Below are 24097 nucleotides of genomic sequence, written 5' to 3' on the forward strand. Positions count from 1 at the left end.
TGCGTCATCTCTGATTTTTGCTGAACGGGATGCGAATCCGACCATGACCAATAGCAAACGCCGGCTGGATGTTACGCTGATCTTCGGCATTGCCGCCCTGATACTACTCCCATGGTATCGCATAGAGGGCGGCTTCTTCGGCCTTGGCTGGCTGAGCGGCTTTCCCGGCGACCCCTCCACAGCGCCTGGAATCCTGCAAATCGTCAGTCACGGTCGATGGTGGCTCGCGATCGCCGCCGGGCTCCTTATGCTCGGTGGCATCGCGCGCTTCATCTCCAAAGCGATGCCGCGCGGTGCGCTGATGGCGCTCGCCGGTGCGTTGGGTTTTGCCTTTTTGTCGCTGCAGGGACTAGCGATCACACCGTCGGGCTGGAGTTGGTCGATCTTCGAGACCATCTTCGGTGCGCTGGCGGACGGCCAGCGAGCGATGGGTGCCGGCGCCATTATCCTTGGCATCGTCTTCGTCCTGTTCTTTTCCTTCGGCCTTGCCGAACGCGGCGCGATGAAGGGAGATGCCTTCGTCGTCAGCGCCATTACCATGCTGATCGTCCTTGTCGCGATCTTCGTCTTTTATCCCGTCGGCAGCATGTTCGTCGGAGCCTTCCAGTCGTTCGACGGATCCTTCGATCCCAGCGGCTTCACGACGAACATCCAGGACCCGTCGATCTGGAGCCTCAGCTGCATTGTCGGCGGCGACCGCTGCGGCGTCGCCTGGCGCACGCTTTGGCTTGCTATCCTGACGGCAAGCGCGTCGACCTTGCTCGGGCTCTGCTTTGCGCTTGTCGCCACCCGCACCCGCTTTCCCTTCAAGAAGGGACTGAGGCTTCTCACGATCCTGCCGATTATCACGCCGCCCTTCGTGGTCGGTCTCGCGCTGACCCTGCTGTTCGGACGGGCCGGCGTCGTGACACAGGCCGCGGCTTCGATCTTCGGAACGGAACCCAGCCGCTGGCTCTATGGCCTGACCGGCATTTGGATCGCGCAGGTTCTCTCCTTCACGCCGATTTCCTTTCTTGTCCTCATCGGCGTGGTCGAAGGCGTCAGCTCGTCGATGGAAGAGGCTTCTCAAACTTTACGCGCCAATCGTTGGCGCACCTTCTGGCGGGTGTCCCTGCCGCTGATGAAACCAGGCCTCGCAAACGCCTTCCTGATCGGCTTCATCGAAAGCATGGCCGATTTCGGCAATCCGATGGTTCTCGGCGGCAGCCATGGAGTTCTGTCGACGGAGATTTTCTTCAGTGTCGTCGGCGCACAGAACGATCCTTCACGCGCGGCGGTCCTTGCCATGATCCTGCTCGTCTTCACACTGAGCGCCTTCCTCGCGCAACGCCTGTGGCTACAGGGCAAGAGCTTTGCGACGGTGACAGGCAAGGGAGATTCAGGCGCTCATGGCGCCCTGCCCCGCGGCCTCTCCATCGCCGTCCATGCGCTCGTCATCCCTTGGATGATCTTTACCGTCGTCGTCTACCTCATGATCCTCTTCGGCGGCTTTGTCCGCACTTGGGGTCTCGACAACACGCTGACGGTGGAACATTACGTCAAGGCCTTCTCGATCGGCCTGCGCGACGATGGCGGTCTTGCCTGGACCGGCGTTGCATGGAACTCCTTTTGGACGACGATGGAGATCGCCCTGATCTCCGCGCCCTTGACGGCTGCCGTCGGCCTGCTGACGGCTTATCTGATCGTGCGCCAGAAATTCGTCGGTCGCGGCCTGTTCGAATTCGCGCTGATGATGAGCTTTGCCATCCCCGGCACGGTCATCGGCATTAGCTACATCATGGCCTTTAACCTGCCGCCCCTGGAGATGACCGGAACGGCGCTGATTCTCGTTGCCTGCTTCGTGTTTCGTAACATGCCGGTTGGTGTGCGCGGTGGCGTTGCCGCCATGAGCCAGCTCGACAAAAGCCTCGATGAAGCATCGCTGACATTGCGAGCCGACAGCCTGCGCACCATTCGGAAGGTGATCCTGCCGCTGCTGCGGCCGGCGATCACCGCGGCGCTGGTCTATTCCTTTGTACGGGCCATCACCTCGATCAGCGCAGTTATTTTCCTCGTCAGCGCCCAGTACAACATGTCCACTGCCTATATCGTCGGTCTGGTCGAAAACGGCGAATATGGCGTCGCGATCGCTTATTCCTCCGCGCTTGTCGTCGTCATGATATCGGTCATCGCCGGGTTCCAGCTGCTCGTCGGAGAAAGGCGGCTGCGGCGCGTGAACCGTGTCGCGATAATACCGTCGCCGACCGCGCCTACATCCCTCGTTCAGGAGAAAACCGCATGAATCCGAAGGCTCCCGGTTCCGTCGTCTTCGAGAATGTTCGAAAAACCTTCGGAGCGTTCACGGCCATTCCCGATCTCTCGCTCACCATCGAGCCCGGCACGCTCGTTACCCTGCTCGGCCCCTCCGGCTGCGGCAAGACGACGACGCTTCGCATGCTGGCGGGGCTGGAACATCCCTCCTCCGGCCGTATTCTGATCGGCGGCAAGGATGTCACCATGCTTCCGGCAAACGAGCGTGACGTCTCGATGGTCTTCCAGAGTTATGCCTTGTTTCCGCATATGACGGCGCTCGACAATGTCGCCTATGGATTGGAATCCTCCGGCATGAAACGCAGGCAAGCGCGCGAGAAGGCGGAGGGTGCGCTTGGTCTTGTCGGCCTTGCCGGCATGGGCTCGCGTCTTCCGGCCGAGCTCTCCGGTGGCCAGCAGCAGCGCGTCGCCGTGGCCCGTGCGCTCGTCGTTGAGCCGCAGGTTCTGCTTCTCGATGAGCCGCTTTCCAATCTTGATGCCCGGCTGCGCCGGCGCGTGCGGACGGATATTCGCGAATTGCAGCAACGGCTTGGCTTTACCGCCGTCTATGTGACCCATGACCAGGATGAAGCGCTCGCCGTTTCCGATCGCATCATCGTCATGAAGGATGGCGGTATCGCGCAGCAAGGTGCGCCGCGCGAACTCTACGATGCTCCGGCGTCCGCCTTTATCGCCGACTTCATGGGCGAGGCCAATGTCATGCCGTGCGACGTTGTCGAAACCGACAACGATGGTGTCACAATCGCCATCGAAGGACTTCGCCACAGGATCAGCAACCGTTCAGTCAAACACGGCCCCGCCCAGCTTGCCGTCCGGCCGAACGCGATCATTCTGACGCCAGGGACAGGCAACGGCCAGTTCCATGGCCAGATCACTCATTCCGCCTATCTCGGCGATCATGTCGAGTATGAGGTAAAGACCGATCGCGGATCGCTCTTCGTTGTCGATGCCACGGTCGATTCCGCCCTTCCTCCCAACACCGATGTCACGATCGCTTTCAAGGATCGCGGCATTGCCGTCATCAGCGGCTGATTGCCGTCAAACATCAGACGATTAAGGACATAATTGCATGACCTCCGCTCCCCTCGCCGATCTCGAAGCACGTCTCGCCCTTGCCGAGACCATCGCCCGTGAGGCCGGCAAGCTCGCGCTCGACTATTTCAAGCGCCGCGAGACCCTGATCATCGAAACCAAGCGCGACCCGCAGGATGTCGTTTCGATCGCCGACCGGGAGGTTGAAAATCTCATCCGTGGACGCATCCATGAAGCGCACCCGCAAGATAGCATTCTCGGCGAGGAATATGGTCTGGAAACGGGCAGCTCCGGCTACACCTGGGTCGTCGATCCGATCGATGGCACAAGTCCCTTCGTCAGCGGCATGCCGAACTGGTGCGTTTCCATCGCGGTATTGCATGACGGCATTCCCGTGATCGGCGTCATCTCCGCACCATGCCACGATGAGCTTTACGTCGCCGCGCACGGCAAGGGTGCCACCTTGAACGGCAAGAGCCTCAAGCTGGATGTATCGCGCAACATCCGTAACGCCGTGACCGGCATCGGCGCCAACAACCATGTCTCACCGGCCTTTGTCGCGAAGATGGTCGAGCAGGTTCTCGAAGCCGGCGGCAATTTCATCCGCAACGGCTCGGGCGCCTTGATGCTCGCCTATGTCGCCGCCGGCCGTTTGGTCGGCTATTACGAACCCTATATGCATGCCTGGGATTGCCTGGCCGGCTATTGCCTCGTGCAGGAAGCCGGCGGCTGGTACCATCCCTTTCCGACGGAAGGTGAACGTCTGACCAAGGGATCGGTGGTTCTGGGTGCCGCCCCGGGTGCGATCGATGATCTTAAAAAGATAGCTGGCTTATAAGTTTTCCCGGTAGACAACAGCCGAGTAGGCATTAGTTTAAATGAACGCGCTTGCAAATCTGCCGCCAAATCGGGTGGCCACGCTGCGCAAAGCGGACTGGCTGATCAAGGAGGGTTAGCCAATCGTTTCATGGAAGGGATCATAATGGGAGGAAAAATGCCTAATCGCCTCGCGTGGAGCTGCCTTGTAGCGGCTGCCATTTCATTCGGAGGGACGTCGCACGCGCTTGCAGTGACCGAACTGCAATGGTGGCATGCCATGTCGGGTGCCAACAACGAAGTCGTCGAGCAACTGGCCAAGGAATTCAACGACGGCCAGAAGGACTATAAGATTGTTCCGGTGTTCAAGGGCACCTATCCGGAAGCGCTGAATGCCGGTATTGCGGCGTTTCGCGCCAAGCAGGCGCCGGCGATCCTGCAGGTCTTCGACGCCGGCAGTGGCGTGATGATGGGTGCGGAAGGCGCGATCATGCCGGCGGCTGAAGTTCTGAAAAAGGGCGGCTATACATTCGACAAGTCGCTCTACCTGCCCGGTATCGTTTCCTACTATTCCAAGCCGGATGGCACGATGCTGTCCTTCCCCTATAATTCGTCTTCACCGATCCTCTATTACAACAAGGATACCTTTAGGAAGGCCGGGCTCGACCCCGAGCACCCGCCGAAAACCTGGCCGGAGGTTTTCGACGCCGCCAAGAAGATCAAGTCGAGCGGGGCATCGGCCTGCGGCCTCACCTCGACCTGGCTGACCTGGATTCAGACCGAGAATTTCGCCGCCTGGAACAATATCAGCTATGGCTCCAACGAAAATGGTCTCGGAGGCACCGACGTCAAGCTGGCGTTGAATACGCCTCTCTTCGTCCAGCATTTCCAGTCGATCGCCGATCTCGCCAAGGATGGCACCTTCCGCTATGGCGGCCGCACATCGGAGGCAAAGCAGCTCTTTACCTCGGGAGAATGCGGCATTCTGACGGAATCGTCGGGAGGCCTCGGCGACATCATCAAGAGCGGCATGAATTACGGTATTGGCCAATTACCTTACTACGAAGGCGAAGGCCGCCCACAGAATACCATTCCCGGCGGCGCCAGCCTCTGGGTGTTTGCCGGCAAGAGCGACACAGAATACAAGGGCATTGCCGAATTCTTCCATTTCCTGTCTCAGACCAAGATCCAGGCACGCCTGCATCAGGTTTCCGGATACCTGCCGGTGACGATGGCCGCCTATGAGGAAACAAAAAAATCCGGCTTCTATGACAAGAATCCCGGCCGCGAAACGCCGATCCTGCAAATGCTCGGCAAGGCGCCGACGGCCAACTCCAAGGGCGTTCGCCTCGTCAACCTGCCGCAGGTACGCGATATCATGAACGAGGAGTTCGAGGCGATGCTGGCCGGCAAGGAAGATGCCAAGACGGCGCTCGACAAGGCTGTCCAGCGTGGCGATGCCGCTATCCAGCAAGCCATTGGCAATTGATGGGCTGATGCGATTTGACCCGCGGCCGACAAAGCTGCGGGCCGTTTTCTCGTCCTAGGAGATCGCCGTGCAGCGCGTTGTCTTTCCCAACAAGATCCTACCCTATTTCCTCGTCGCGCCACAAATCGTCCTGACGATCGTGTTCTTCTTCTGGCCGGCAAGCCAGGCGCTTTATCAATCGACGCAGCGCGAAGACCCTTTCGGACTGAAGAGCGGCTTCGTAGGGCTTGCGAATTTTCGCACCATCTTATCCGACGAGACCTACCTGCATTCCCTCCAGGTGACGGTGATCTTCAGTATCGCGACGGCGCTGCTGTCGATGAGCGTCGCGCTCGCGCTTGCAACCGCCGCCGACAAGGTGGTGCGCGGCCAGACACTCTATCGAACGCTGCTGATTTGGCCTTATGCCGTCGCACCCGCCGTCGCCGGCATGCTCTGGCTCTTCATGTTCAATCCTGCAATGGGTACCTTGGCCTATATCCTGCGTCGCAACGGACTTGCCTGGGACCCCCTGCTGAACGGCAATCAGGCCATGGTGCTGGTCATCATCGCCGCCGCCTGGAAGCAGATTAGCTATAATTTCCTGTTCTTCGTTGCCGGACTGCAGGCAATCCCAAAATCGTTGCTGGAAGCCGCATCCATCGACGGCGCCCGCGGCAACCGGCGCTTCTGGACGATCGTCTTTCCCCTGCTTGCGCCGACGACCTTCTTTCTCCTGGTGGTCAACACGGTCTACGCCTTCTTCGACACCTTCGGCATCATCCATGCCGTCACCGGCGGCGGGCCGGCGAAGGCGACGGAGACCCTCGTCTACAAGGTCTACAATGACGGCTTCGTCAATCTCAACCTCGGCTCTTCCGCGGCTCAGTCCGTCATCCTCATGGTGATTGTCATAGCGCTGACGGCATTCCAATTCCGCTTCGTCGAGAAGCGTGTGCATTATGCGTGAGGATTACCGATGATCGAAAAGCGTCCCGTCGCCAATCTCATCGGCCATCTGATGCTGGTCATCGGCATTATCATCGTCGCCTTCCCGATCTATTACACCTTCGTTGCCTCGACGATGACGTCGGCCGAGATTTTGCGGCCGCCGATCTTCCTGCTGCCCGGCGGCCATTTCGTCGAGAACTATGGCGAGGCGCTGAACGGCGGTGTCGAGCGCGTGGTCGGCGTCAGCCTTGAACGGATGCTCTGGAACACGTTTGTTGTCGCTGTCATCATCGCCGCCGGCAAGATCGCGATCTCCTTTCTCTCGGCCTTCGCCATTGTCTTCTTCCGCTTTCCGCTGCGGATGGTGTTCTTCTGGATGATCTTCGTCACGTTGATGCTGCCGGTGGAAGTACGCATCCTGCCGACCTACAAGGTCATCGTGGATCTCGGCATGATCGACACTTATGCCGGCCTGACCCTGCCGCTGATGGCATCAGCGACCGCGACGTTCCTGTTTCGGCAGTTCTTCTTGACGGTGCCGGGTGAACTCCTTGAAGCCGCCCGCATCGACAATGCCGGCCCATTCCGCTTCATGCGCGATATCCTGTTGCCGCTATCGAAAACCAATATCGCCGCCTTGTTCGTGATCCTCTTCATCTATGGCTGGACGCAATATTTGTGGCCACTATTGGTCACGAATGACGCGAAGATGTCGACGATCATCATCGGGCTCCGGAAGATGGTGGATTTCGCCGACGCGGCGACACCGTGGAATTTTGTGATGGTAACGGCGATCTTGGCGATCATTCCGCCCATCCTCGTCGTGGTGCTGATGCAGCGCTGGTTCGTCAAAGGTCTGGTGGAGACGGAGAAATAATGGCCGGGATCACTCTCAAGGACGTCCGCAAAAGTTACGGCGGCAACGTCGACGCGATCAAGGGCGTGTCGCTCGATATCGCCGATGGCGAACTTATCGTCCTGGTCGGGCCTTCCGGCTGCGGCAAGTCCACGCTCCTGCGCATGATCGCAGGCCTTGAAGCCATCACCTCAGGCGAAATCAACATAGGCAGTCGTATCGTCAATCGTCTGGAACCCTCGGAGCGCGACATCGCGATGGTCTTTCAGAACTATGCGCTTTATCCGCACATGACGGTGCGACAGAATTTGGCATATGGCCTGAAGAACAGGAATGTCCCAGCAGCCGAAATAGACCAGCGCATCCAATCAGCGGCACGATCGCTTGAAATCGAACCCCTCCTTGAGCGCAGACCACGTCAACTCTCCGGCGGTCAGCGGCAACGCGTAGCGATGGGTCGTGCCATCGTGCGCGAGCCGGCGGCGTTTCTGTTCGACGAGCCGCTTTCCAATCTCGATGCCAAGCTGCGGGTGCAAATGCGTGTCGAGATCAAACGGCTGCAACGATCTCTCGCGACCACGAGCGTCTATGTCACCCATGACCAGATGGAGGCCATGACGCTGGCCGATCGCCTGGTCGTCTTGAATGGCGGACGGATCGAGCAGGTCGGCACACCCATCGAGCTCTATGAACGACCGGCCACGACCTTCGTTGCGACCTTCATAGGCTCGCCTTCGATGAATCTTCTGAAACCTACCGAAAACAGCACAATTGTGCTTTCGCCTGACAGCCGCCTTGGCGCCGCTGACATGACGGTCGGCGTCCGGCCCGAGGATCTTCACCTGGCCGGCGGTGCGAGCGATGCGGCTTTCAGCGCGAAAGTGCGTATCCAGGCGGTGGAGCTCGTCGGGGCGGAGAGCTATGTCTACGGCACCCTGGCGGACGGCCAAACCGTCGTCTTTCGAGTTTCGGGGCGGTCCCGGCTCGCAATGGACACAGAATGCGTGGTTACCGCTTCCGCCGAGAGCCTGCATTTCTTCGACGGTCACGGGAACCGATTAGACCGCGCATAAGCAGTTCAAATCTTGTGATGAGGCTGTCAGAGAGCGCCGTTTTGGGGATGTCTCGGCTTTCCATGTCGGGCCTCCTCATTTATGACGGATTTATGACAACGCCTGTTTGGAGTGCGGAAAGTGAACTGGTTTCGTAGACTGATGCCGAGAGAAGACCGGTTTTTTGATCTTTTCTCTCGACATTCGCGCACGATCGTCAGCGCGGCGGAAGCTCTGAACGAATTGCTGGCCGGCAAAGACACGGAGCAGCACTGCCAGCGCATTGTTGAGCTCGAGAACGAGGCCGATGACATCACGCGCGAAGTTCTGCTTGCCACTCGGCGCAGTTTCATCACGCCCTTTGACCGTGGCGACATCAAGGATCTCATCATGTCAATGGACGATGCGATCGACATGATGCACAAGACGGTCAAGACGATCCGGCTATTCGAACAGGACAGCTTTGATCCCGGTATGCAGGAAATGGGCAAGGCGATCGTCGAGGCCGCAAAACTGGTAGCCGAGGCAATCCCTCTCCTTGATCGCATGAGTGCCAACTCTTCTCGCCTCAGCGCGCTCACCGAAGAGGTCGTAAAGGTCGAAGGTCGCTCCGATGAGCTACATGATCAAGGTCTAAAAGATCTCTTTCGCCGATATGGCGGCACCAATCCAATGGCATACATCATCGGCAGCGAGATCTTTGGTGAATTGGAGAAGGTCGTCGACCGTTTCGAGGATGTTGCCAATGAAATCAACGGCATCGTAATCGAGAACGTCTGATGGAGGCCACTCTCGCTTTCCCATTGCTGGTGGGCCTCATCGCGGTGGCATTGTTCTTCGATTTTTTGAATGGGCTGCACGACGCAGCCAACTCAATTGCCACCATCGTCTCGACCCGGGTCCTGCGACCGCAATACGCCGTGTTATGGGCCGCATTCTTCAATTTCATCGCTTTCCTGTTCTTCGGGCTCCACGTCGCCGAAACCCTCGGCACCGGCATTATCGATCCCAACATAGTCACGCCACAGGTCATCTTCGCCGCCCTGATGGGGGCGATCATATGGAATATCGTGACTTGGGTACTGGGCATCCCATCAAGCTCGTCGCATGCTCTGGTCGGTGGCCTCGTAGGTGCCGGCGTGGCGAAGATTGGCATGGATGCCATTGTTTGGTCCGGCCTGCTTAAGACGGCCGGTGCCATCGTCATGTCGCCACTGCTTGGCTTCGTGCTCGCGCTCTTCCTCGTGCTATGCGTGACATGGATATTCGTTCGCCAGACGCCTTTCGCCGTCGACAGCACCTTCCGCGTCCTGCAATTCGTCTCCGCTTCTCTCTACTCCCTCGGCCATGGCGGAAACGACGCCCAGAAGACCATGGGCATCATCGCCGTACTGCTCTACTCCCAAGGTCATACCGGAGCGGAGTTCCACGTGCCCCTGTGGGTGGTGTTATCCTGTCAGTCCGCGATGGCGCTCGGAACACTGTTTGGCGGTTGGCGGATCGTGCACACGATGGGCTCGAAGATCACGAGGCTCAATCCAATGCAGGGCTTTTGCGCTGAGACCGGTGGCGCCTTGACCTTGTTCGCCGCGACATGGCTTGGCATCCCGGTCTCGACGACCCATACGATCACGGGCGCAATCGTCGGTGTCGGCGCCGCGCGGCGGATCTCGGCGGTTCGATGGGGATTGGCGAGCAATATCGTCGTCGCATGGATAATAACCCTGCCCGCGGCGGCGGCTATCTCGGCAATAGCCTACTGGATCACGAACTGGGTGGGATAAAGCCGCCAAGCCCTATTGCGCAACCGCGAGGTTCAGTCCCCTTGCCCGCCGGCATCGTCCTTGTGCTTGTTTTTCTTGGAAGACGGCTTCTCTCCCTTTTTCATGACCGGCGGGATGGCCGGCCTTTCGACCGCACCGGTCGCGCCCTCGGTCTCCTCATATTTCGCTGGTCGCGAGCGAGGGGGATCCGTCATCTCTTCATGTTTCCGCTTCTTCATGACAGCCCTTTCCAGGTGGTCATCCGCCGGACGGAACTATTCCGCGTTGAGATGGTTCCCAAGCATCGTCTGGATGATCGAAAGGCTTGGCATTTCGGATCTCGAATAATGTCGTTTTTCCGACGATATTGCTGCCCCACCTCGACGAATAATTGTGCTTAAGAAGATCTGAACCATCTACCTTCGGTCGTTCGACTGTTAACCAGCCCGCGGCGGAAGCGCTGACACTGAGCCAGGGATGGCGTGTCGCTGGTGTCATCCCATTCGCTGGTATTCCAGATCGCCTCAAAGGAGTAGCATGCCAATCGACGCGGTCACGTTCGCGGCGTTCACTTGACGGATCGCCGCTTTATCCATCGTCAGCGGCTAAAGAAGGATTGAACGACGTCCACAAGACGTTTCATGTCGGTGGGCTTCCCGAGATTGAGTGCCTTGGCCAAAACATCATGCCGGGCAAGTTCCGCCGCATCGCTTGCACTGGCGAGGACGAACGGGACATCCCATGATTTTAAAAGGAAAGCGACCGGAGTAACCTTCTCGCTGCCGAGAGTGACGTCCAGAACAGCGGCATCCGGACGTTGGCTCCTCAGCAGGTCGAGGGCTTGCCCGACCGAGCTCGCCGGGCCCAGGACCTCGAATCCGCTACTGGTCAACACGCTTTCCAGCTCCAGGGCGATAAGGAACTCGTCTTCAACCACAAGAACGATCCTGCCAAGAGCCTTGTCATTTTCAGGTTCGCTCATGAACGTTTCCAAGGGAGCTTGATGATGGCAGTCAAACCTTTTGGATTGAAGTTAAGTTCCACCGTTCCACCAAGATGTCGGCAAGTGCCTTCGATCAGCTCGGTACCGTAGCCTCTTCTCGTCGGCGGCATGATCGCGGGGCCGCCCGTTTCGCGCCACCGGCATACGAAATAAGAGCGGCTCTCCGGCACTTCCTCCAGTGACCATTCGACATGCAAGGCACCGCTTGGGGCGGATAGCGCGCCGTACTTCAACGCATTCGTTGCCAGCTCATGGAACATCATGCTGACTGGCACGATCTCCGAGCCCCGAATCTGCACTCTTGGCCCCTGGCAATGGAGACGATCCATTCCAGGCTCGCTGACCGATTGCCTCAGCAGGGTTTCAAAATCGGTCGTTTCATTGATGGCCGCGATCTCCTGGGCATGAAGAGTGACCTCGAGGCGTCCCAGGAAACGATCACGGTAGTCAACGGCCGTCAGATCTTCCGCATTCATCTGCATCGCTAGCGATCGCACGACCGCGAAAAGGTTCTTCATCCGATGGCGTGTTTCCGAAATGATGAAATCCTTCTCGGCGTCGTGCCGCTGCCTTTCCGTCACATCGTCGAAGAGGACAAGGATGTTGGTGCTATTGTCATCCGGGTGCACAAGGCGGCGCGCATCGACGAGGAACGTACGCCGGCCGATAGTTGGAAAATCATGCGCGACTTCGTACCCAATGACAGCGGCTGCTTTTGGGATGACCGCGGCGATCAGCTGTCGGAGCTCGGTAACATCCCACTGACCGTTGCCGAGATCAAAGAAACTCTCCCCCAGAATATCGTCCCGCTCGACCTCGAACGTTTTCAAGAATGCATTGTTTGCGGTCGCGACGCACAAGTTCTGATCAAGAACGACAATCGGCTGCGTCATCGTATCGACCACTCCCTGCGCCTGGACATGTCCGGTTCGCAAAAGGCGGTATAGATCTTCCAGCATCATTCCCCTTGCTCCAGCAGATGCACCCGACATATGTCACAGGTTTCCTAGTAAAAGTAATGGCCGCCCGAGCCTTGGCAAGACCGGCAACGAAGGCGATGCCGTCGAGGTAATTCGATCGCCTCCCCGCCTTCCTCGCTGCGCGATCCTCAATGAAGAGACATTTCGTTAGAATGCGGTGAAGCCGAAGAGGTGCACACCTTTCTAACCAGGCCCTGAAAAGCTATCAGCACATGCTAAATCCGAACAGACGACGTTCATTGCGAAGAATACTCATCCGGTTCTCGAGTGTCCCAGCGATCCTGTTTCTTTGCCAACGCTATGTCCGTAATTCAGTTCCCCGATGCTTGTCGACCTACCGGTTTGGGAACCAGTAGGCGCTCCGCACTTAGGCGGCCGGCCTCGAATGATGGAAACATGACAAGCGCTGCGGCGCGCTGAGGAGGCTGGGAGGGAGAACATTAAATCTTCGAATGGCTGGTATCGACCATCGTGCCGACGTGGGGCGTCACTGGCGGGGGCGCGACGACGCACCGAAAAGCGACCGCTGTAATCCGCACCTTCATGAGCATTGGCATGCCCGCCGGTGACCGAGGCGGAACAGGCCGGCAAGAACGGCTTGCCGACATAAGAGAGCTGTGGCCCGATCCGGGTGCCTGCCAATGGGAACAAGCACGTCTTGGCGCGAGAAAGCGCCTGCGTTGACATTAGCCAATCAGGTTATCGATGCGGATCGGAAGTTTGCGGATACGCTTGCCGGTAGCGTGGTAGACCGCACTGGTGATCGCGGCCGCCGTTCCGACGTTGCCGAGTTCGCCAAGCCCCTTGACGCCCGCCGGGTTGACGTCCGGATCGGTCTCCGACACAAGGATGACTTTTACGTCCTGGATGTCTGCATTCACCGGCACGAGATAGTCCTGCAGATCCCGATTGACGACGCGGGCATCGCGCAGGTCGAATTCAGTCGCTTCGTGAAGGGCCGACGAAATTCCCCAGATCATCCCGCCCATGAGCTGGCTGCGCGCCGTCCGGGTATTCATGATCCGGCCAGCTCCAAAGGCGCCGACGATCCGAGGGACGCGGATTTCCCGGGTTCTTCGATGAACCCGGACCTCGACGAATTCAGCACCGAAGGCATATTTTACCTTCTTGCCTTGATCACCGCTCACCATTTCCAGTTTGCCCTTGTATAGGTTGGAAACGGCTTCCTCGGAAGCAGCGTCAGGACGAAATTCGCTATATTGCTCGATGACGCCGGCTCCCAACTGCTTGAAAGCGTCCTTGAGGCCCTGCGAACTCTCGCCGATGACGAGCTTATTCTCTCTGAGCATGATCGAGTGCGGATCGCGGCCGGCGAGTGGCCCGTCATTTGATGTCACCGCCGCGCGGGCGAGCTTTTCGCGGATTTCCCCGCAGGCTTTGATGATCGCTGAAGAGACGCTGGCCGTCGTATTCGAGCCGCCGGCAACGGGCGCCGGCGGAAGCCGCGTATCGCCCATCTCGACCTCGACGGCGCTTACGTCGAGCCCCAATTGTTCCGCTGCAACCTGGGCGGCAATCGTGCGCACCCCGGTGCCGATTTCATGGGAGGCGGTCTGGACCCGTGCCCGCCCATCCTCGGTCAGGGAGACGCGAACTGCGCAAGGCGCGATATTGGTTGGATAGATCGCCGTCGCGCAGCCCATGCCGACAAGCCAGTCGCCATCCCGCATGCTGCCTACATCCGGATTGCGCTTCGACCAGCCAAATTCGCGGGCCGCCTCATCGTAGCATTCCATCAGCGAGCGGCTGGAGAAGGGGCGGCCTTCGATCGGCTCCTTCACGGCATCGTTGACGCGCCTGAACTCTACCGGATCCATGTTAAGAGCAACCGCCATCTCGTCCATCGCGCTTTCCAGTGCATAGACATAGGGGGTCTCCGGTGGGGAACGCATATAGCTCGGCGTCGGCCTGTCCGCCTTGACCAGAAAAACCTTGGTCAGTACCGATCCATAATCATACATGAGGCCGGTTGTCTTCGTTCCGCCGACCACATAAGGATCCGGACGGGACGTCACCTCCCAGCCCTCGTGCTTTAGAGCAGTTATCTTGCCGTCCCGCGACGCGCCAATCTGGATATGGTGGCGCGTTTCGGCACGGTAGGTCTGCGTGGTGAACGCCTGTGGTCGGGTAACGACACACCGCACCGGCCTGCCAAGCCTGCGCGCGGCAAACGCGACGATGGCTGTTCGCGGCGTGATCGGCCCCTTCGATCCGAAGGCACCCCCGATGTAGGGACTGACCACCCTTACTTGATCAGGTTTGATCTTCAGCTGCCGCGCGATCTCGACTTTCCAGCCGTAGACATTCTGGCTCGGTTCATGAACAACGAGTTCATCCCCTCGCCAATAAGCAGTCGTGGAGAACAGTTCGATCGGATTGTGATGCTGGGTCGGCATCTCGTATTCGGCGTCGATCTTGACGTCCGCGGCAGCAAAGGCGGCGTTGAAATCGCCCGCCTTGACGTCTTCCTTGAACTGCTTGCTCGCTTCTGCCGCAGCCACGGTTTCCGTGCCTTCCGACCCGAAGCTCGTGCTCGGTCTCTCCGCCTCGTAATCGGCGGTGATGCGCATGGCGCCTTCGCGGGCGGCCTCGATGGTCTCGGCCAAAACCAGCGCGATGATCTGGCCATCATGCCAGATCTTCGTATCGCGGAGAGGCCCGATGGAAGTCGATCCCGATGTCCCGAATTCGGGAGTTTCTAAGTCATCTCGGATGCTCTCATGGGTAATGATGTCAATTACACCTGGCACGGCCCGCGCCTGGTCCAGATGCAGCGATGTCAAGTGACCCCGCGCTACAGCACTCGTCACCAGCATCCCATGCGCGAGATTGTTGACCGGAATGTCGGCGGGATAGGATGCCTTTCCCGTCACCTTGAGGCGGGCGTCGATCCGCGGCAGTGGCTCACCCATGTTTTCCTTTGCAGGTGGTGCGGCCTCGTTCATGGTCATATCCTCATATCCCGAACCTCGAGCAAGGCCCGTATCAATGTCTGTTTTCCAAGCTCGATCTTGAAGGCGTTATGCTCGCGCGGCCGGGCGTCCGCAAACGCGGCCTGTGCCGCGATTGAGGCGCTTTCCTCCGTGAGGGGCTTGTTCCGGAGCGCCTCCTCGGCCGCCGTGGCGCGCCAAGGAACGGTAGCCAGCCCGCCAAGACCGATACGCGCATCGCGCACGATATCTCCATCGAGGTTGATTGCGACGGCTATGGAAGCGAGGGCGAAGGCATAGGACTGACGGTCGCGTATCTTGAGGTAACGAGATCGTGCAGCCCAGGCCGGGACATTCACCGCGATGGCCGTAATGATCTCGCCTGGCCGCAGCGTCGTTTCGACATCCGGCCGATCGCCCGGCTGGCGATGCAGTTCTGCAAAGCGGATACGCCGTCTGCCGGATTGGCCTGATATGTCGACGGAGGCATCGAGAGCAATCAGCGCCTGGGCAAAGTCTCCATGATAGGTCGCTATACAGGAGTCGCTAGTTCCGAGCACCGCATGCTGCCGGTTGAAGCCTTCGATGGCAGCGCAGCCGGAGCCGGGATCGCGCTTGTTGCAAGGCCATGAAATCTCGCGGAAATATTCGCAGCGCGTCCGCTGCAGCACATTGCCGCCAAGGCTTGCCATATTGCGGATCTGTCGGCTGGCCGCGAGTTTCAGGCTTTCGGCAAGCATCGGGCATCTTCGGTTGATTTCCGGATGGTCCTCGACCTCGCTCATGCGGACCAGAGCGCCGAGACGAATATCGGGATCACCGATCTCGATCGTCTTCAATGATCGATCCTCGATGCAGTTGATATCCACCAGACGCGACGGCCGATTGACGCCGAGCCGCATGTAGTCGGACATGTTCGTGCCACCGGCGATGAACTGTGACGGCGCGGCGGTTGGAGGAGTTTCCTTTGCTTCGCTCGCCTCCGCGATGGCCCTGCCGACATCACGAGCAGTTTGATAACTGAAAGGTAGCATCAGAGCTTCTCCATCTCGTCGCGGGCCTGTTTCACGGCAGCGAGGATGTTGGGGTAAGCCGCGCATCGACAGATATTGCCGCTCATGTATTCGCGAATGTCGGCATCGTTACCGGCATGTCCTTCGTGCACGCAGGCAACCGCGGACAGGATCTGACCGGGCGTGCAGTAACCGCATTGGAAGGCGTCATGGTCGATAAACGCCTGCTGCATCGGATGCAGACGCCCATTAACCGACGAAAGACCTTCGATCGTGGTGATCTTGTGCCCGTCATTCATCGCCGCGAAACTCATGCAGGACAAGGTCCGCTTTCCATCGGTGAGCACCGTGCACGCTCCACATTGCCCGTGGTCGCAGCCCTTTTTTGTACCCGTCAGGCCCGCATGGTCACGAAGGAGATCCAGGAGCGATGTGCGCGGGTCAACGCTGAACTGATAGGGTTGGCCATTGATCTTCATCTTTATCGGGACCGTAGACTGCGTCGACACCGCAGCGAGCCGCGCTTCTTGCTCTTTCGAGGCAGCACCGACTGAAATGGCCGTTGCAGACGTGATTGTCCCGGCCAGGAGTGTGCGCCTCGTGACCCCCGAGGCCGGGGCTTCTTCTGGATTAGACATCCGATACCCTTTCCGATGTCGATTTCAGCAGGAAGACCACACGGTCCGAAGGACCGCCGTGAGCACGCCTAACCATGAATTCGCCACAGGGTTCCCGGCGACTTCGCCACGAAATTGTCCTCGCTCAGTCAGTCGCCCTTTTTCTCAGCGTCGACGATACCATCGACCTTCCGGTGGATATTGGCCAAAGACGCCGCCCAATCCCGGAGATCGGCGACGACGAGATCCGGCACTTCCATGCTGGCGAAATGCCCGCCGCGATCGTGTTCTCGCCAATGAACGACGTCGTAACCCTTTTCGACCCAGCTCCGTGGCGGCCGCGGATGACGCGGATCGGGGAAGCTCGCGAACCCCACCGGGACGGGGACCCGACATCCTTCCGGCAGGCGTCGTGCACCCTCTGATTCTGCACCGGCATACATCCAGGTCGCCGATCCGAAGCTATCGGTCATGACGGTCAGCATGAGGTTAGTGATGAGGGTATCGAGACCGAAGACCTCATCGATCGCACGCCCACGCAGATCCGCCCAGTCATGGAAGCGCTCGAGAATCCAGGCCGCCTGTGCGACGGGGTTACCCGCCGCCAGGAAGGCGAGCGACTGCGGCCGCGTCGCGTGGAGCCGGCTGTATGCACCGAGCCGGTTTTCGGCCGCTTCGAATGCCTCGAGATAGGCGCGTTCCGCGTCGGTCGTCGGCGCCGCCGCGGGTTGCGCGCCGGGATAGTCGATGTGGATGCTGCGTACGTCTTCGCGGTGATCCAGAGCGAGCCAGGCGGCGATGACGACACCCCAGTCGGTCCCCGCCACCAGATAATCTTGATAGCCAAGCGCGTCGCGCATTAGGCGCGCAAGCCACCCGGCGGTGACGCGCGGGCCGACTGGCGCGGCCGGCTTATCCGAATAGCCGTAGCCGGGCAGCGACGGGATGACGAGGTCGAATGCATCCATCGGCGTGCCGCCGAAGCGTGACGGAAAAGCCAGTGCATCGATGACCGGCCAGAACTGGTAGACCGAACCCGGCCAACCGTGGATCAGCAGGAGCGGACGCCGCCCCTGCGCCTCGCCGCGTACATGAACGACGTGCAGCCGCATCCCCGGCGCGACTTCGGCGAGCAGCTGCGGATAACGGTTGAGTATGCCCTCGCCGGCTTCGATATCATAGCTGTCTGCCCAATGACGGCAAAAGCGGCGCAGGAAATCGGGATCACAGCCATAACGCCATCCGCTGTCCGCAGCGTTGTACGGCCATTCAAAGCCGCGAATGCGCGACCGCAACAATGCGAGCGCGGATGCATCCCAGCGTATATGAAAGTCATTGTCCGGCATCTACAGGAAACACTCAGCGGCCATTGAAGTTCCGCATGAGAGACCCTCACGACAAGCCGGGATGCGGGCGGGTAAGCAGGGCGATCTCGTCGACGATGCACGAAAACGTCAAACGCCACTGATATCGCGATCGCCGGCGCTCTGCTGACGAAATGGAAACTCCTCGATCGATGCCAACATATTGTTCTTCTTCAGGAACCGCTCGAAGTTCTTCCTCACTGCACTCAATGGAAACTGACCGCTACCGCATCTCTGCAGGCCCTCAGCACGACGACATGCGCGACGTCGCGCTTCTCTTCCGGCCATTCCTCAAGGAAATCAACGATGTCGTCGAGGCAACATATTTCCTGAATGAAGTGCTTCCCTCTCACGAAAAGAGGGCGGTCAAACACGTGACTTGTCATTGTTTCCTCCCTTTACCTGGTGTGCCGATGGCCGAAAAATTTAGAAAGCGCATTTTTCTCCGCAAGAGATGAAGCTCGCAACGAGCTTGGCCAGGACACGATCAATGTCGCGAAGCATCGTCTATTCACCAAAGGGATAGGTTTCCGGCATGCCGCGATGGTGCTCAATCCCAAGCGGCTCCACTGCCTGCGTCTCATCGAACCAGACATAGGCATCGAATTGCTCGGGAAGGATCGCCTGGCTGTAATGGCTCCACAGTTCGGTGTCGGGCCGATAGATGACGCCGATGAAGCGCTCCAGTCGTGGCTCGGAAAGGCGGCGCCGGAGTGGCTCGTGCTTGCCAGGCGACAGGTCGAGCAGGAAGCTGTCCCCTCCCGCATCATGACACATCCGCTCGTAGCTGTCAGGTCGGGAGGGATTCACATGCATGACTTCCATGTCTCCATCCCAGTCATGCGCGGCGGCCACCGTGCCAGTATGGGTGCCGAAACCGATGAGAGCCGCCTCACCTCCGAAAGCCTCTCGACAAAGCTGGCCGATATTAAGCTCATCACGCGTTGCACCCATATCGGTAAAGCGTGCGTCACCGATATGACTGTTGTGCGCCCAGACGATCGCCTTGGCATCCGGTCCCTTCGCGTCAAGCAGGCGTTGCAGCGTTTCAAACATATGGGTATCACGCAGGTTCCAGCTTTCCGCTCCGCCATAATACATGATGCGGTAGTAGCGCTCCGCGGAAGCGATCAGCCGGGCATTCTGGGCGGCATCGAGGAAAGCGTCGCCGTCGTGCCTGGCATAATCCAGCCGCCTGCGTAAAAGATCCTGGCATTGGTCGATCACCGCCTGCTCACATTCCGCATAACCGCGACTGAGTGCCGCCCGGCCATAGGTCGCGGGGTTTTTCTGCCAAGGCGTCAGGCAGCCGTAGCGCTCACGGGCGATCGCTGCCGCCTGCGGGTCGACCGTATCAAGATAGTCAAGCACTGCACCGATCGAGCCGGACATGTTGTAGATGTCGAGCCCGTAGAAGCCGGTGCGGTCCTCTGCGTCGATAGCTGCGTTATGCTTGCGCATCCATTCGATCAGCGCTTGGATCTCTGTGTTGCGCCACATCCAGGTTGGAAACCGTTGGAATGGTGTCTCCTCACGCCCGGACGCCGACCGATGTCTGACATATCGATCTACTTTCGCCGCGTCCGGCCAATCCGCTTCGACCGCAACAATTGTGTATCCTCGACGGGTGATCAGGTAGCGCGTGATCGCAGCCCGGGCACGATAGAATTCGGCGGTTCCGTGGCTCGCCTCCCCGAGCAAAACCACACGCCGGTCGCCGAAGCGGTCGAAAAGGTGCCCGAAGGCAGGATCATCGAAGTTCGGTAGGTCTTCCGCTGCTTCGGCAATCATTTCCGGCAGGCTCTGCTTTCGAGACGCACCCGGCTTATGATTGCTTGCCGCGCGCCGGCCATCCTCGGACCAGCCTTGCTCGCCGATCAGGGGCACAAACATCACAGCACCGAGATCCGTCTCCTCATAGCGTACCGCCGTGCGCCGAACGATCTTGCACAACCTCTGACCGAACTCCTCGCCCACGGGGATTACAAGCCGCCCGCCAATCGCGAGCTGTTCCTTCAGCGCTTCCGGCACGGCAGGGCCGCCCGCAGCCACCAGAATGGCGTCGAATGGCGCCTGGTCGGGAAATCCACGCGTACCGTCGCCGGCAAATATCTCCACATTGTCATAGCCGAGGTCGGACACGCGCCGTCTCGCCGGCACCGCCAAGGCTTCATGGCGTTCGATCGCATAGACATTCGCCGCGATCTGGCCGATCACCGCGGCCGCGTAGCCCGAGCCGGCTCCCACCTCGAGTACGCGATCGCCCGGGCGCACCTCCGCCGCCTCGATCATCAAAGCCACGATATAGGGCTGGGAAATGGTCTGCCCCTCCCCGAGGGCGAGAGGCGCATCCTCATAGGCGAACTCGGCCATGCCCTCGGCGACGAAGCGTTCTCTTGGTACGGTACGCATCGCATTGAGAACATACTCGTCGCGTATCCCGCGCCGCTTAATGTGCGCCTCAATCATGTGATCGCGCATGCGCTGGTAGTCGGCCATCTTGGCCTCCTTGCCCTTTCCTCACCGTTCCAGCGACGTTCGGGCGTGGTGTAAGGGCGAATCCGCTCCTATGGATTGTTCAAGAACGACACCGACCACGTCTGCTAAGCTCAACAGCGATCGACATAGCGGTTCCCGTTGCGGTCGCGGTAGTAGCAGCGGCCGGGCTGTCCTGCGACGTTCCCGATCAAGGCGGCGGACACTCCGCCCACGGCTGCACCGACCGCGGCGCCGCGAACATTGCCTGTTGCTACGCCGCCAACGACGGCGCCCGTGGCGGCGCCGATCCCGGCGCCTTGCTCTGTCGAAGAGCAAGCCGTGAGACACAACGCTACGCTGGTAACAATGATAAATGTTTTCATTTGAACCTCCATTTCAGTTCGTTCCAGCCGGCGTATCAACAACGACGATCAAGTAAGCGGATCTTCTCGCCGAACATATTACGCAGCCTGGTCAAAATGCCCGGCCGATCGCCTGCAGCAATGATTGCACGAACGTTATGCGCGGCCGTCGATGCACGCACCGTTGGCCCGAAGTGGCAATGACAGAGAAGCCTATGCAATTGATTGTCACTCAGCTCGAAGAATCGCTTGGCTTCGCCGTAGCTGTCGTCTTTCAGGCCCGCTTCATGCATGAGCTGGTCGGCAAACGCTACTGACAGAGGCGAGTTGTCCGCGCGCATGACCGCGCGATCCCTCGCAGGCTGAAATTCTGTCTCCTCCAGGGTTGAAAGTGCTTGATGCCCACAGCGCTCGAGAAGATTCGCCCAGCGTTCGAGGCGTTCGCGCCTGGTCATCGTAGGCAGCCGGTGCGGATATCCGAGAGTGACATTGGCAACGGTCTGAATGTCTTGAAGGGCATGGTGTTTCATTGAATGCTCCTTTCAGATAGAGCTCGCAGCCGGCTATATTCACGATAGTGGTCCGTCAGTCAGACGGCAGCGCATCTCGATTTATTTCGCCTTTGGCCAATCGGGTCAGCAGGATGTCCGTCTGCTTCTCCTCTTCGAGGCTCCGGTGCAGCACCTCCTGATCTTCCCGCAGGTCCAGCTGACCGGCCAGAGCGGCAGCCGTGCCGTATGCCGCGATCTCGTAATGTTCGAGCCTCTGAGCGGAAGCGATGAGACCAGCATCACGCAGGTCATTTCCCTTCAGCATGGAAGCCATTTTTTCGGTCTCATGGATCAGAGCCTGCATCGCCTGATCCGCATGGGCTGCCGGGACGGCTCCATGCTTCTGCAGGAGTGACACGAGGCGGTCCTTTTGCACCTCGGTTTGCGCGCGATGGTGGACCAGTGCATCCTTTAATGACGGATGTGCTGCGACCTCAGCCATTCGCAGCAACGAATCGGCGAGTTGACTTTCGACACTGACAAGCTCCTGAAGCTCGGCGAGATACATGTCCTTGAAACTGCTGATCTGCATCACAGCAATCCTTTCACCGCTTTGGTCGGGTAATGAGCTTCCTAACCGGAGCAATGACCAAATGTTCCGATCAAATTCCAAAGCGGGTTTGAGCGATCCTGGAAGCCTCCCATTGAGCTGCTGCTTGGCTCAATACCGCGTTCCACGCCAACAAGGCTTTCGCCTCCCTCGCCCTTTCATAATCCCGCATTCCAGCTGTCTGACCCGACCATCAGCCTTGGAACAATAGGCATGCGCTATGGTTAGTCGTGTGACCATTTCATCCGCCTCGAGCCTGAGGCCAAGGAAGTGATTAATCGATCATGGACATGCCGATGACGAAACATATTAGAACACGCGATCTCGATATCGCCTATGAGGAAGCCGGTGACCCGCGCGGGAAGCCCATCGTGCTTGTCCATGGTTGGCCCGACGATGTCCGTTGTTGGGATAAGATCGTTCCTGCTTTAGTGGATGGCGGTCATCGCGTCATTGCTCCATATCTGCGCGGCACCGGTCCTACGACCTTTCTCTCGGCAGACACGATGAGGAGTGGCGCGGTCGCGGCGCTAACCGAGGACTTAGCCGAATTCCTCGAAGCGCTTGACCTGAGTGACGTGGTGATCTGCGGTTATGATTGGGGTGCGCGTGCCGGGTATGGCGTGGCGGCACTCTTTCCCGCGCGTCTGCGCGGCCTGGTGGCAATGGCTGCGGGTTTCGCTACCTCCCAGCCCATCAAGGAGATAAGCTACGACCTGGCAAAGGCATATTGGTACGAGTGGGTAGTTGCACTCAAGCAGGGACAGGAGGCAATGGACAAAGACCGGCTCCGCCTTGCCAGATTTCTCTGGGCGACCTGGTCTCCCGATTGGCCGACGAAATGGCAGGATTTCGACGAGATGGCACCCTCGCTTCAGAACGACGATTGGGCGCCGATCAGCATTCATGCTTATCTGCAGCGTTGGAAAGAGACACCCGGCGCCCCCGAGCACGAGGATGTCGAGCGCGGGCTTGCCGAAAACCCGGCGATCCAAGTTGCGACCCTGGTACTGCACGGCGCTTCCGACGGGTGTAATCTCGTTGATACCTCGGCTGGCAAGGACCAGTATTTCGTGGCAGAATATGAACGCGTTGTTCTCGACGCGATCGGCCATTTCATTCCCCAGGAAGCACCGAAGCAGACCCTTGATGCGATCTTGCGCCTCACCACCCGTTGACGAGCACCTTCGGCGTTCGCCTCCGGGGCCAACGGCATCGCCGGCGCGATCTAAAATCGTTGGGCACACATCCTCGACAGGATGACCAGGAAATCAGGCGCGCCGTCTCGATCAGGCGATGCTGATTTACCTGCCGCTTTTCGCATGTGCACACATCATTACGCCGCCGTCATTTGACCTGGGACGACACCGCCCCCGCGGTCGGCGGAACCGGCTCGCCGGGATGAAGTGCAAAGGCAAAATAGACAGCGATGAGGCAGGCAAGAACGAAAATCGTCACGACGAAAATCATCATGCGACGGCGTGCATCTGAGTGGTGGTCCATGTGGTCTCCTCGCGAGCTACTAACGCGTGCTTGTCCGTTCGGCATCTCTCGTCGACCAGGGTAGAACCCTACCCGGCCGACAATGTTCCGAAGAGGTTTTTTCACGGGCGCGCATATCTCCATCGCTTGCCACGATCGCGCGTGATGATCCGCCGGCGAACGTTGCGCGTTTTTTGCCCGAGAGGGCTCGCATGTGGCTAGACGAGCGCACGGGTCCAGTAATCGACGCCGAGAAAGCCGAGCAGGATCAGCAGCCAGAGACCGGCGGCAAGCGCGGCAATGCGGTTAAGCGGCGTCTCCTCGTTCAGATGCATATAGCGCCAATAGATCATCGCGGATTTGATCGCCGCGATCGAAAGGCTGACGACGAGGCCCACCGCCCCACCCAGCACGAAGCTTGCCGCGATAGTGGCACTTAGCAAAACCAGCAAGATTACCCAGATAACGACGAGAGGATTTACGAGGCGCGGCATCTAA

General features: G+C 59.2%; 23 protein-coding genes. 10 read left to right on the top strand and 13 right to left on the bottom strand.

Annotation, left to right across the window (positions count from 1 at the left end; translation table 11 throughout):
* The first annotated feature begins 43 nt into the window (after positions 1-43).
* The 9 genes from GDN47_RS19950 (at position 44) to GDN47_RS19990 (ending at position 10269) form a co-directional block, all read left to right on the top strand.
* Positions 44-2281, top strand: a complete 2238-nt coding sequence (locus tag GDN47_RS19950; protein ID WP_152094074.1) for an ABC transporter permease — start codon at positions 44-46, stop codon at positions 2279-2281.
* On the top strand, positions 2278-3342 hold the full coding sequence (locus tag GDN47_RS19955) for an ABC transporter ATP-binding protein (RefSeq protein WP_152094075.1): 1065 nt from the start codon (positions 2278-2280) through the stop codon (positions 3340-3342). The genes GDN47_RS19950 and GDN47_RS19955 overlap by 4 nt, the downstream gene beginning before the upstream one ends.
* 37 nt (positions 3343-3379) lie before the next feature.
* Positions 3380-4180 carry an inositol monophosphatase family protein gene (locus GDN47_RS19960; protein WP_152094076.1) on the top strand — a complete coding sequence of 267 codons (801 nt, stop codon included), beginning with the start codon at positions 3380-3382 and terminating at the stop codon, positions 4178-4180.
* A gap of 156 nt (positions 4181-4336) precedes the next feature.
* Positions 4337-5647: a sn-glycerol-3-phosphate ABC transporter substrate-binding protein UgpB gene (ugpB, locus tag GDN47_RS19965; RefSeq protein ID WP_368518497.1), complete on the top strand. Its 1311-nt coding sequence runs from the start codon at positions 4337-4339 to the stop codon at positions 5645-5647.
* Between the two features lie 67 nt (positions 5648-5714).
* A complete protein-coding gene (gene ugpA / locus GDN47_RS19970) occupies positions 5715-6596 on the top strand; it encodes a sn-glycerol-3-phosphate ABC transporter permease UgpA (protein WP_113353099.1) in 882 nt (293 codons plus the stop codon).
* A 9-nt stretch (positions 6597-6605) separates the two neighbouring features.
* Positions 6606-7454 (top strand): sn-glycerol-3-phosphate ABC transporter permease UgpE, encoded by an 849-nt coding sequence (ugpE, locus tag GDN47_RS19975; protein ID WP_113353098.1) that lies wholly within the window; start codon positions 6606-6608, stop codon positions 7452-7454.
* Complete coding sequence (locus tag GDN47_RS19980) at positions 7454-8506, top strand: sn-glycerol-3-phosphate import ATP-binding protein UgpC (RefSeq protein WP_145634614.1); 1053 nt, start codon at positions 7454-7456, stop codon at positions 8504-8506. Before ugpE ends, GDN47_RS19980 begins: the two co-directional genes overlap by 1 nt.
* Positions 8507-8647: 141 nt before the next feature.
* On the top strand, positions 8648-9265 hold the full coding sequence (locus GDN47_RS19985) for a DUF47 domain-containing protein (RefSeq protein WP_145634702.1): 618 nt from the start codon (positions 8648-8650) through the stop codon (positions 9263-9265).
* Positions 9265-10269: an inorganic phosphate transporter gene (locus GDN47_RS19990; RefSeq protein WP_145323093.1), complete on the top strand. Its 1005-nt coding sequence runs from the start codon at positions 9265-9267 to the stop codon at positions 10267-10269. The genes GDN47_RS19985 and GDN47_RS19990 overlap by 1 nt, the downstream gene beginning before the upstream one ends.
* 32 nt (positions 10270-10301) lie before the next feature.
* Here the strand turns inward: GDN47_RS19990 and GDN47_RS19995 are convergent, their stop codons facing one another.
* From GDN47_RS19995 to GDN47_RS20050, 11 genes are all read right to left on the bottom strand, one after another.
* Positions 10302-10487, bottom strand: coding sequence for a hypothetical protein (locus GDN47_RS19995; RefSeq protein ID WP_145634617.1), 186 nt, complete (start codon positions 10485-10487; stop codon positions 10302-10304).
* A 359-nt stretch (positions 10488-10846) separates the two neighbouring features.
* The gene (locus GDN47_RS20000; RefSeq protein WP_145634619.1) at positions 10847-11230 is read right to left on the bottom strand and encodes a response regulator; all 384 of its coding nucleotides are present in this window, start codon (positions 11228-11230) and stop codon (positions 10847-10849) included.
* Positions 11227-12213 carry a PAS domain-containing protein gene (locus GDN47_RS20005; protein WP_152094077.1) on the bottom strand — a complete coding sequence of 329 codons (987 nt, stop codon included), beginning with the start codon at positions 12211-12213 and terminating at the stop codon, positions 11227-11229. Before GDN47_RS20005 ends, GDN47_RS20000 begins: the two co-directional genes overlap by 4 nt.
* Before the next feature lie 704 nt (positions 12214-12917).
* Positions 12918-15197, bottom strand: a complete 2280-nt coding sequence (locus tag GDN47_RS20010) for a xanthine dehydrogenase family protein molybdopterin-binding subunit (protein ID WP_152094161.1) — start codon at positions 15195-15197, stop codon at positions 12918-12920.
* A 2-nt stretch (positions 15198-15199) separates the two neighbouring features.
* Positions 15200-16216, bottom strand: coding sequence for an FAD binding domain-containing protein (locus GDN47_RS20015; protein ID WP_152094078.1), 1017 nt, complete (start codon positions 16214-16216; stop codon positions 15200-15202).
* Complete coding sequence (locus GDN47_RS20020; RefSeq protein ID WP_113421072.1) at positions 16216-16833, bottom strand: (2Fe-2S)-binding protein; 618 nt, start codon at positions 16831-16833, stop codon at positions 16216-16218. The genes GDN47_RS20015 and GDN47_RS20020 overlap by 1 nt, the downstream gene beginning before the upstream one ends.
* 128 nt (positions 16834-16961) lie before the next feature.
* Positions 16962-18158 (bottom strand): epoxide hydrolase family protein, encoded by a 1197-nt coding sequence (locus tag GDN47_RS20025; RefSeq protein WP_152094079.1) that lies wholly within the window; start codon positions 18156-18158, stop codon positions 16962-16964.
* A 525-nt stretch (positions 18159-18683) separates the two neighbouring features.
* Positions 18684-20675 carry a protein-L-isoaspartate(D-aspartate) O-methyltransferase gene (locus GDN47_RS20035; RefSeq protein ID WP_152094080.1) on the bottom strand — a complete coding sequence of 664 codons (1992 nt, stop codon included), beginning with the start codon at positions 20673-20675 and terminating at the stop codon, positions 18684-18686.
* Positions 20676-20785: 110 nt separating this feature from the next.
* On the bottom strand, positions 20786-21037 hold the full coding sequence (locus tag GDN47_RS20040) for a YMGG-like glycine zipper-containing protein (RefSeq protein ID WP_152094081.1): 252 nt from the start codon (positions 21035-21037) through the stop codon (positions 20786-20788).
* Positions 21038-21072: 35 nt separating this feature from the next.
* Positions 21073-21546: a hypothetical protein gene (locus GDN47_RS20045; protein WP_152094082.1), complete on the bottom strand. Its 474-nt coding sequence runs from the start codon at positions 21544-21546 to the stop codon at positions 21073-21075.
* A 55-nt stretch (positions 21547-21601) separates the two neighbouring features.
* Complete coding sequence (locus tag GDN47_RS20050) at positions 21602-22075, bottom strand: YciE/YciF ferroxidase family protein (RefSeq protein WP_233790014.1); 474 nt, start codon at positions 22073-22075, stop codon at positions 21602-21604.
* Positions 22076-22413: 338 nt separating this feature from the next.
* Here GDN47_RS20050 and GDN47_RS20055 point away from each other — a divergent pair, with 338 nt between their 5' ends.
* Positions 22414-23295, top strand: a complete 882-nt coding sequence (locus GDN47_RS20055) for an alpha/beta fold hydrolase (RefSeq protein WP_152094083.1) — start codon at positions 22414-22416, stop codon at positions 23293-23295.
* Positions 23296-23464: 169 nt separating this feature from the next.
* Here GDN47_RS20055 and GDN47_RS32085 read toward each other — a convergent pair whose 3' ends face one another.
* Entirely contained in the window at positions 23465-23620 is a 156-nt protein-coding gene (locus GDN47_RS32085) for a hypothetical protein (protein WP_156090772.1), read from the bottom strand.
* Between the two features lie 197 nt (positions 23621-23817).
* Entirely contained in the window at positions 23818-24093 is a 276-nt protein-coding gene (locus GDN47_RS20060; protein ID WP_145634633.1) for a cytochrome C oxidase subunit IV family protein, read from the bottom strand.
* Positions 24094-24097: the final 4 nt, after the last annotated feature.

The sequence above is a fragment of the Martinezella dioscoreae genome (assembly GCF_009176305.1).
GTDB classification, from domain to species: domain Bacteria; phylum Pseudomonadota; class Alphaproteobacteria; order Rhizobiales; family Rhizobiaceae; genus Rhizobium; species Rhizobium dioscoreae.

Coding starts and splice junctions, on each gene's coding strand:
- GDN47_RS20020 (WP_113421072.1), bottom strand. CDS start 16,833: ATGTCTAATCCAGAAGAAGCCCCGGCCTCGGGGGTCACGAGGCGCACA.
- GDN47_RS20015 (WP_152094078.1), bottom strand. CDS start 16,216: ATGCTACCTTTCAGTTATCAAACTGCTCGTGATGTCGGCAGGGCCATC.
- GDN47_RS20000 (WP_145634619.1), bottom strand. CDS start 11,230: ATGAGCGAACCTGAAAATGACAAGGCTCTTGGCAGGATCGTTCTTGTG.
- GDN47_RS20005 (WP_152094077.1), bottom strand. CDS start 12,213: ATGATGCTGGAAGATCTATACCGCCTTTTGCGAACCGGACATGTCCAG.
- GDN47_RS19990 (WP_145323093.1), top strand. CDS start 9,265: ATGGAGGCCACTCTCGCTTTCCCATTGCTGGTGGGCCTCATCGCGGTG.
- GDN47_RS19980 (WP_145634614.1), top strand. CDS start 7,454: ATGGCCGGGATCACTCTCAAGGACGTCCGCAAAAGTTACGGCGGCAAC.
- GDN47_RS19995 (WP_145634617.1), bottom strand. CDS start 10,487: ATGAAGAAGCGGAAACATGAAGAGATGACGGATCCCCCTCGCTCGCGA.
- GDN47_RS20060 (WP_145634633.1), bottom strand. CDS start 24,093: ATGCCGCGCCTCGTAAATCCTCTCGTCGTTATCTGGGTAATCTTGCTG.
- GDN47_RS19960 (WP_152094076.1), top strand. CDS start 3,380: ATGACCTCCGCTCCCCTCGCCGATCTCGAAGCACGTCTCGCCCTTGCC.
- ugpE (WP_113353098.1), top strand. CDS start 6,606: ATGATCGAAAAGCGTCCCGTCGCCAATCTCATCGGCCATCTGATGCTG.
- GDN47_RS20010 (WP_152094161.1), bottom strand. CDS start 15,197: ATGAACGAGGCCGCACCACCTGCAAAGGAAAACATGGGTGAGCCACTG.
- ugpB (WP_368518497.1), top strand. CDS start 4,337: ATGCCTAATCGCCTCGCGTGGAGCTGCCTTGTAGCGGCTGCCATTTCA.
- GDN47_RS19985 (WP_145634702.1), top strand. CDS start 8,648: ATGCCGAGAGAAGACCGGTTTTTTGATCTTTTCTCTCGACATTCGCGC.
- GDN47_RS20025 (WP_152094079.1), bottom strand. CDS start 18,158: ATGCCGGACAATGACTTTCATATACGCTGGGATGCATCCGCGCTCGCA.
- GDN47_RS20055 (WP_152094083.1), top strand. CDS start 22,414: ATGACGAAACATATTAGAACACGCGATCTCGATATCGCCTATGAGGAA.
- GDN47_RS20045 (WP_152094082.1), bottom strand. CDS start 21,546: ATGAAACACCATGCCCTTCAAGACATTCAGACCGTTGCCAATGTCACT.
- GDN47_RS19955 (WP_152094075.1), top strand. CDS start 2,278: ATGAATCCGAAGGCTCCCGGTTCCGTCGTCTTCGAGAATGTTCGAAAA.
- GDN47_RS32085 (WP_156090772.1), bottom strand. CDS start 23,620: ATGGACCACCACTCAGATGCACGCCGTCGCATGATGATTTTCGTCGTG.
- GDN47_RS20035 (WP_152094080.1), bottom strand. CDS start 20,675: ATGGCCGACTACCAGCGCATGCGCGATCACATGATTGAGGCGCACATT.
- GDN47_RS20050 (WP_233790014.1), bottom strand. CDS start 22,075: ATGTATCTCGCCGAGCTTCAGGAGCTTGTCAGTGTCGAAAGTCAACTC.
- GDN47_RS19950 (WP_152094074.1), top strand. CDS start 44: ATGACCAATAGCAAACGCCGGCTGGATGTTACGCTGATCTTCGGCATT.
- GDN47_RS20040 (WP_152094081.1), bottom strand. CDS start 21,037: ATGAAAACATTTATCATTGTTACCAGCGTAGCGTTGTGTCTCACGGCT.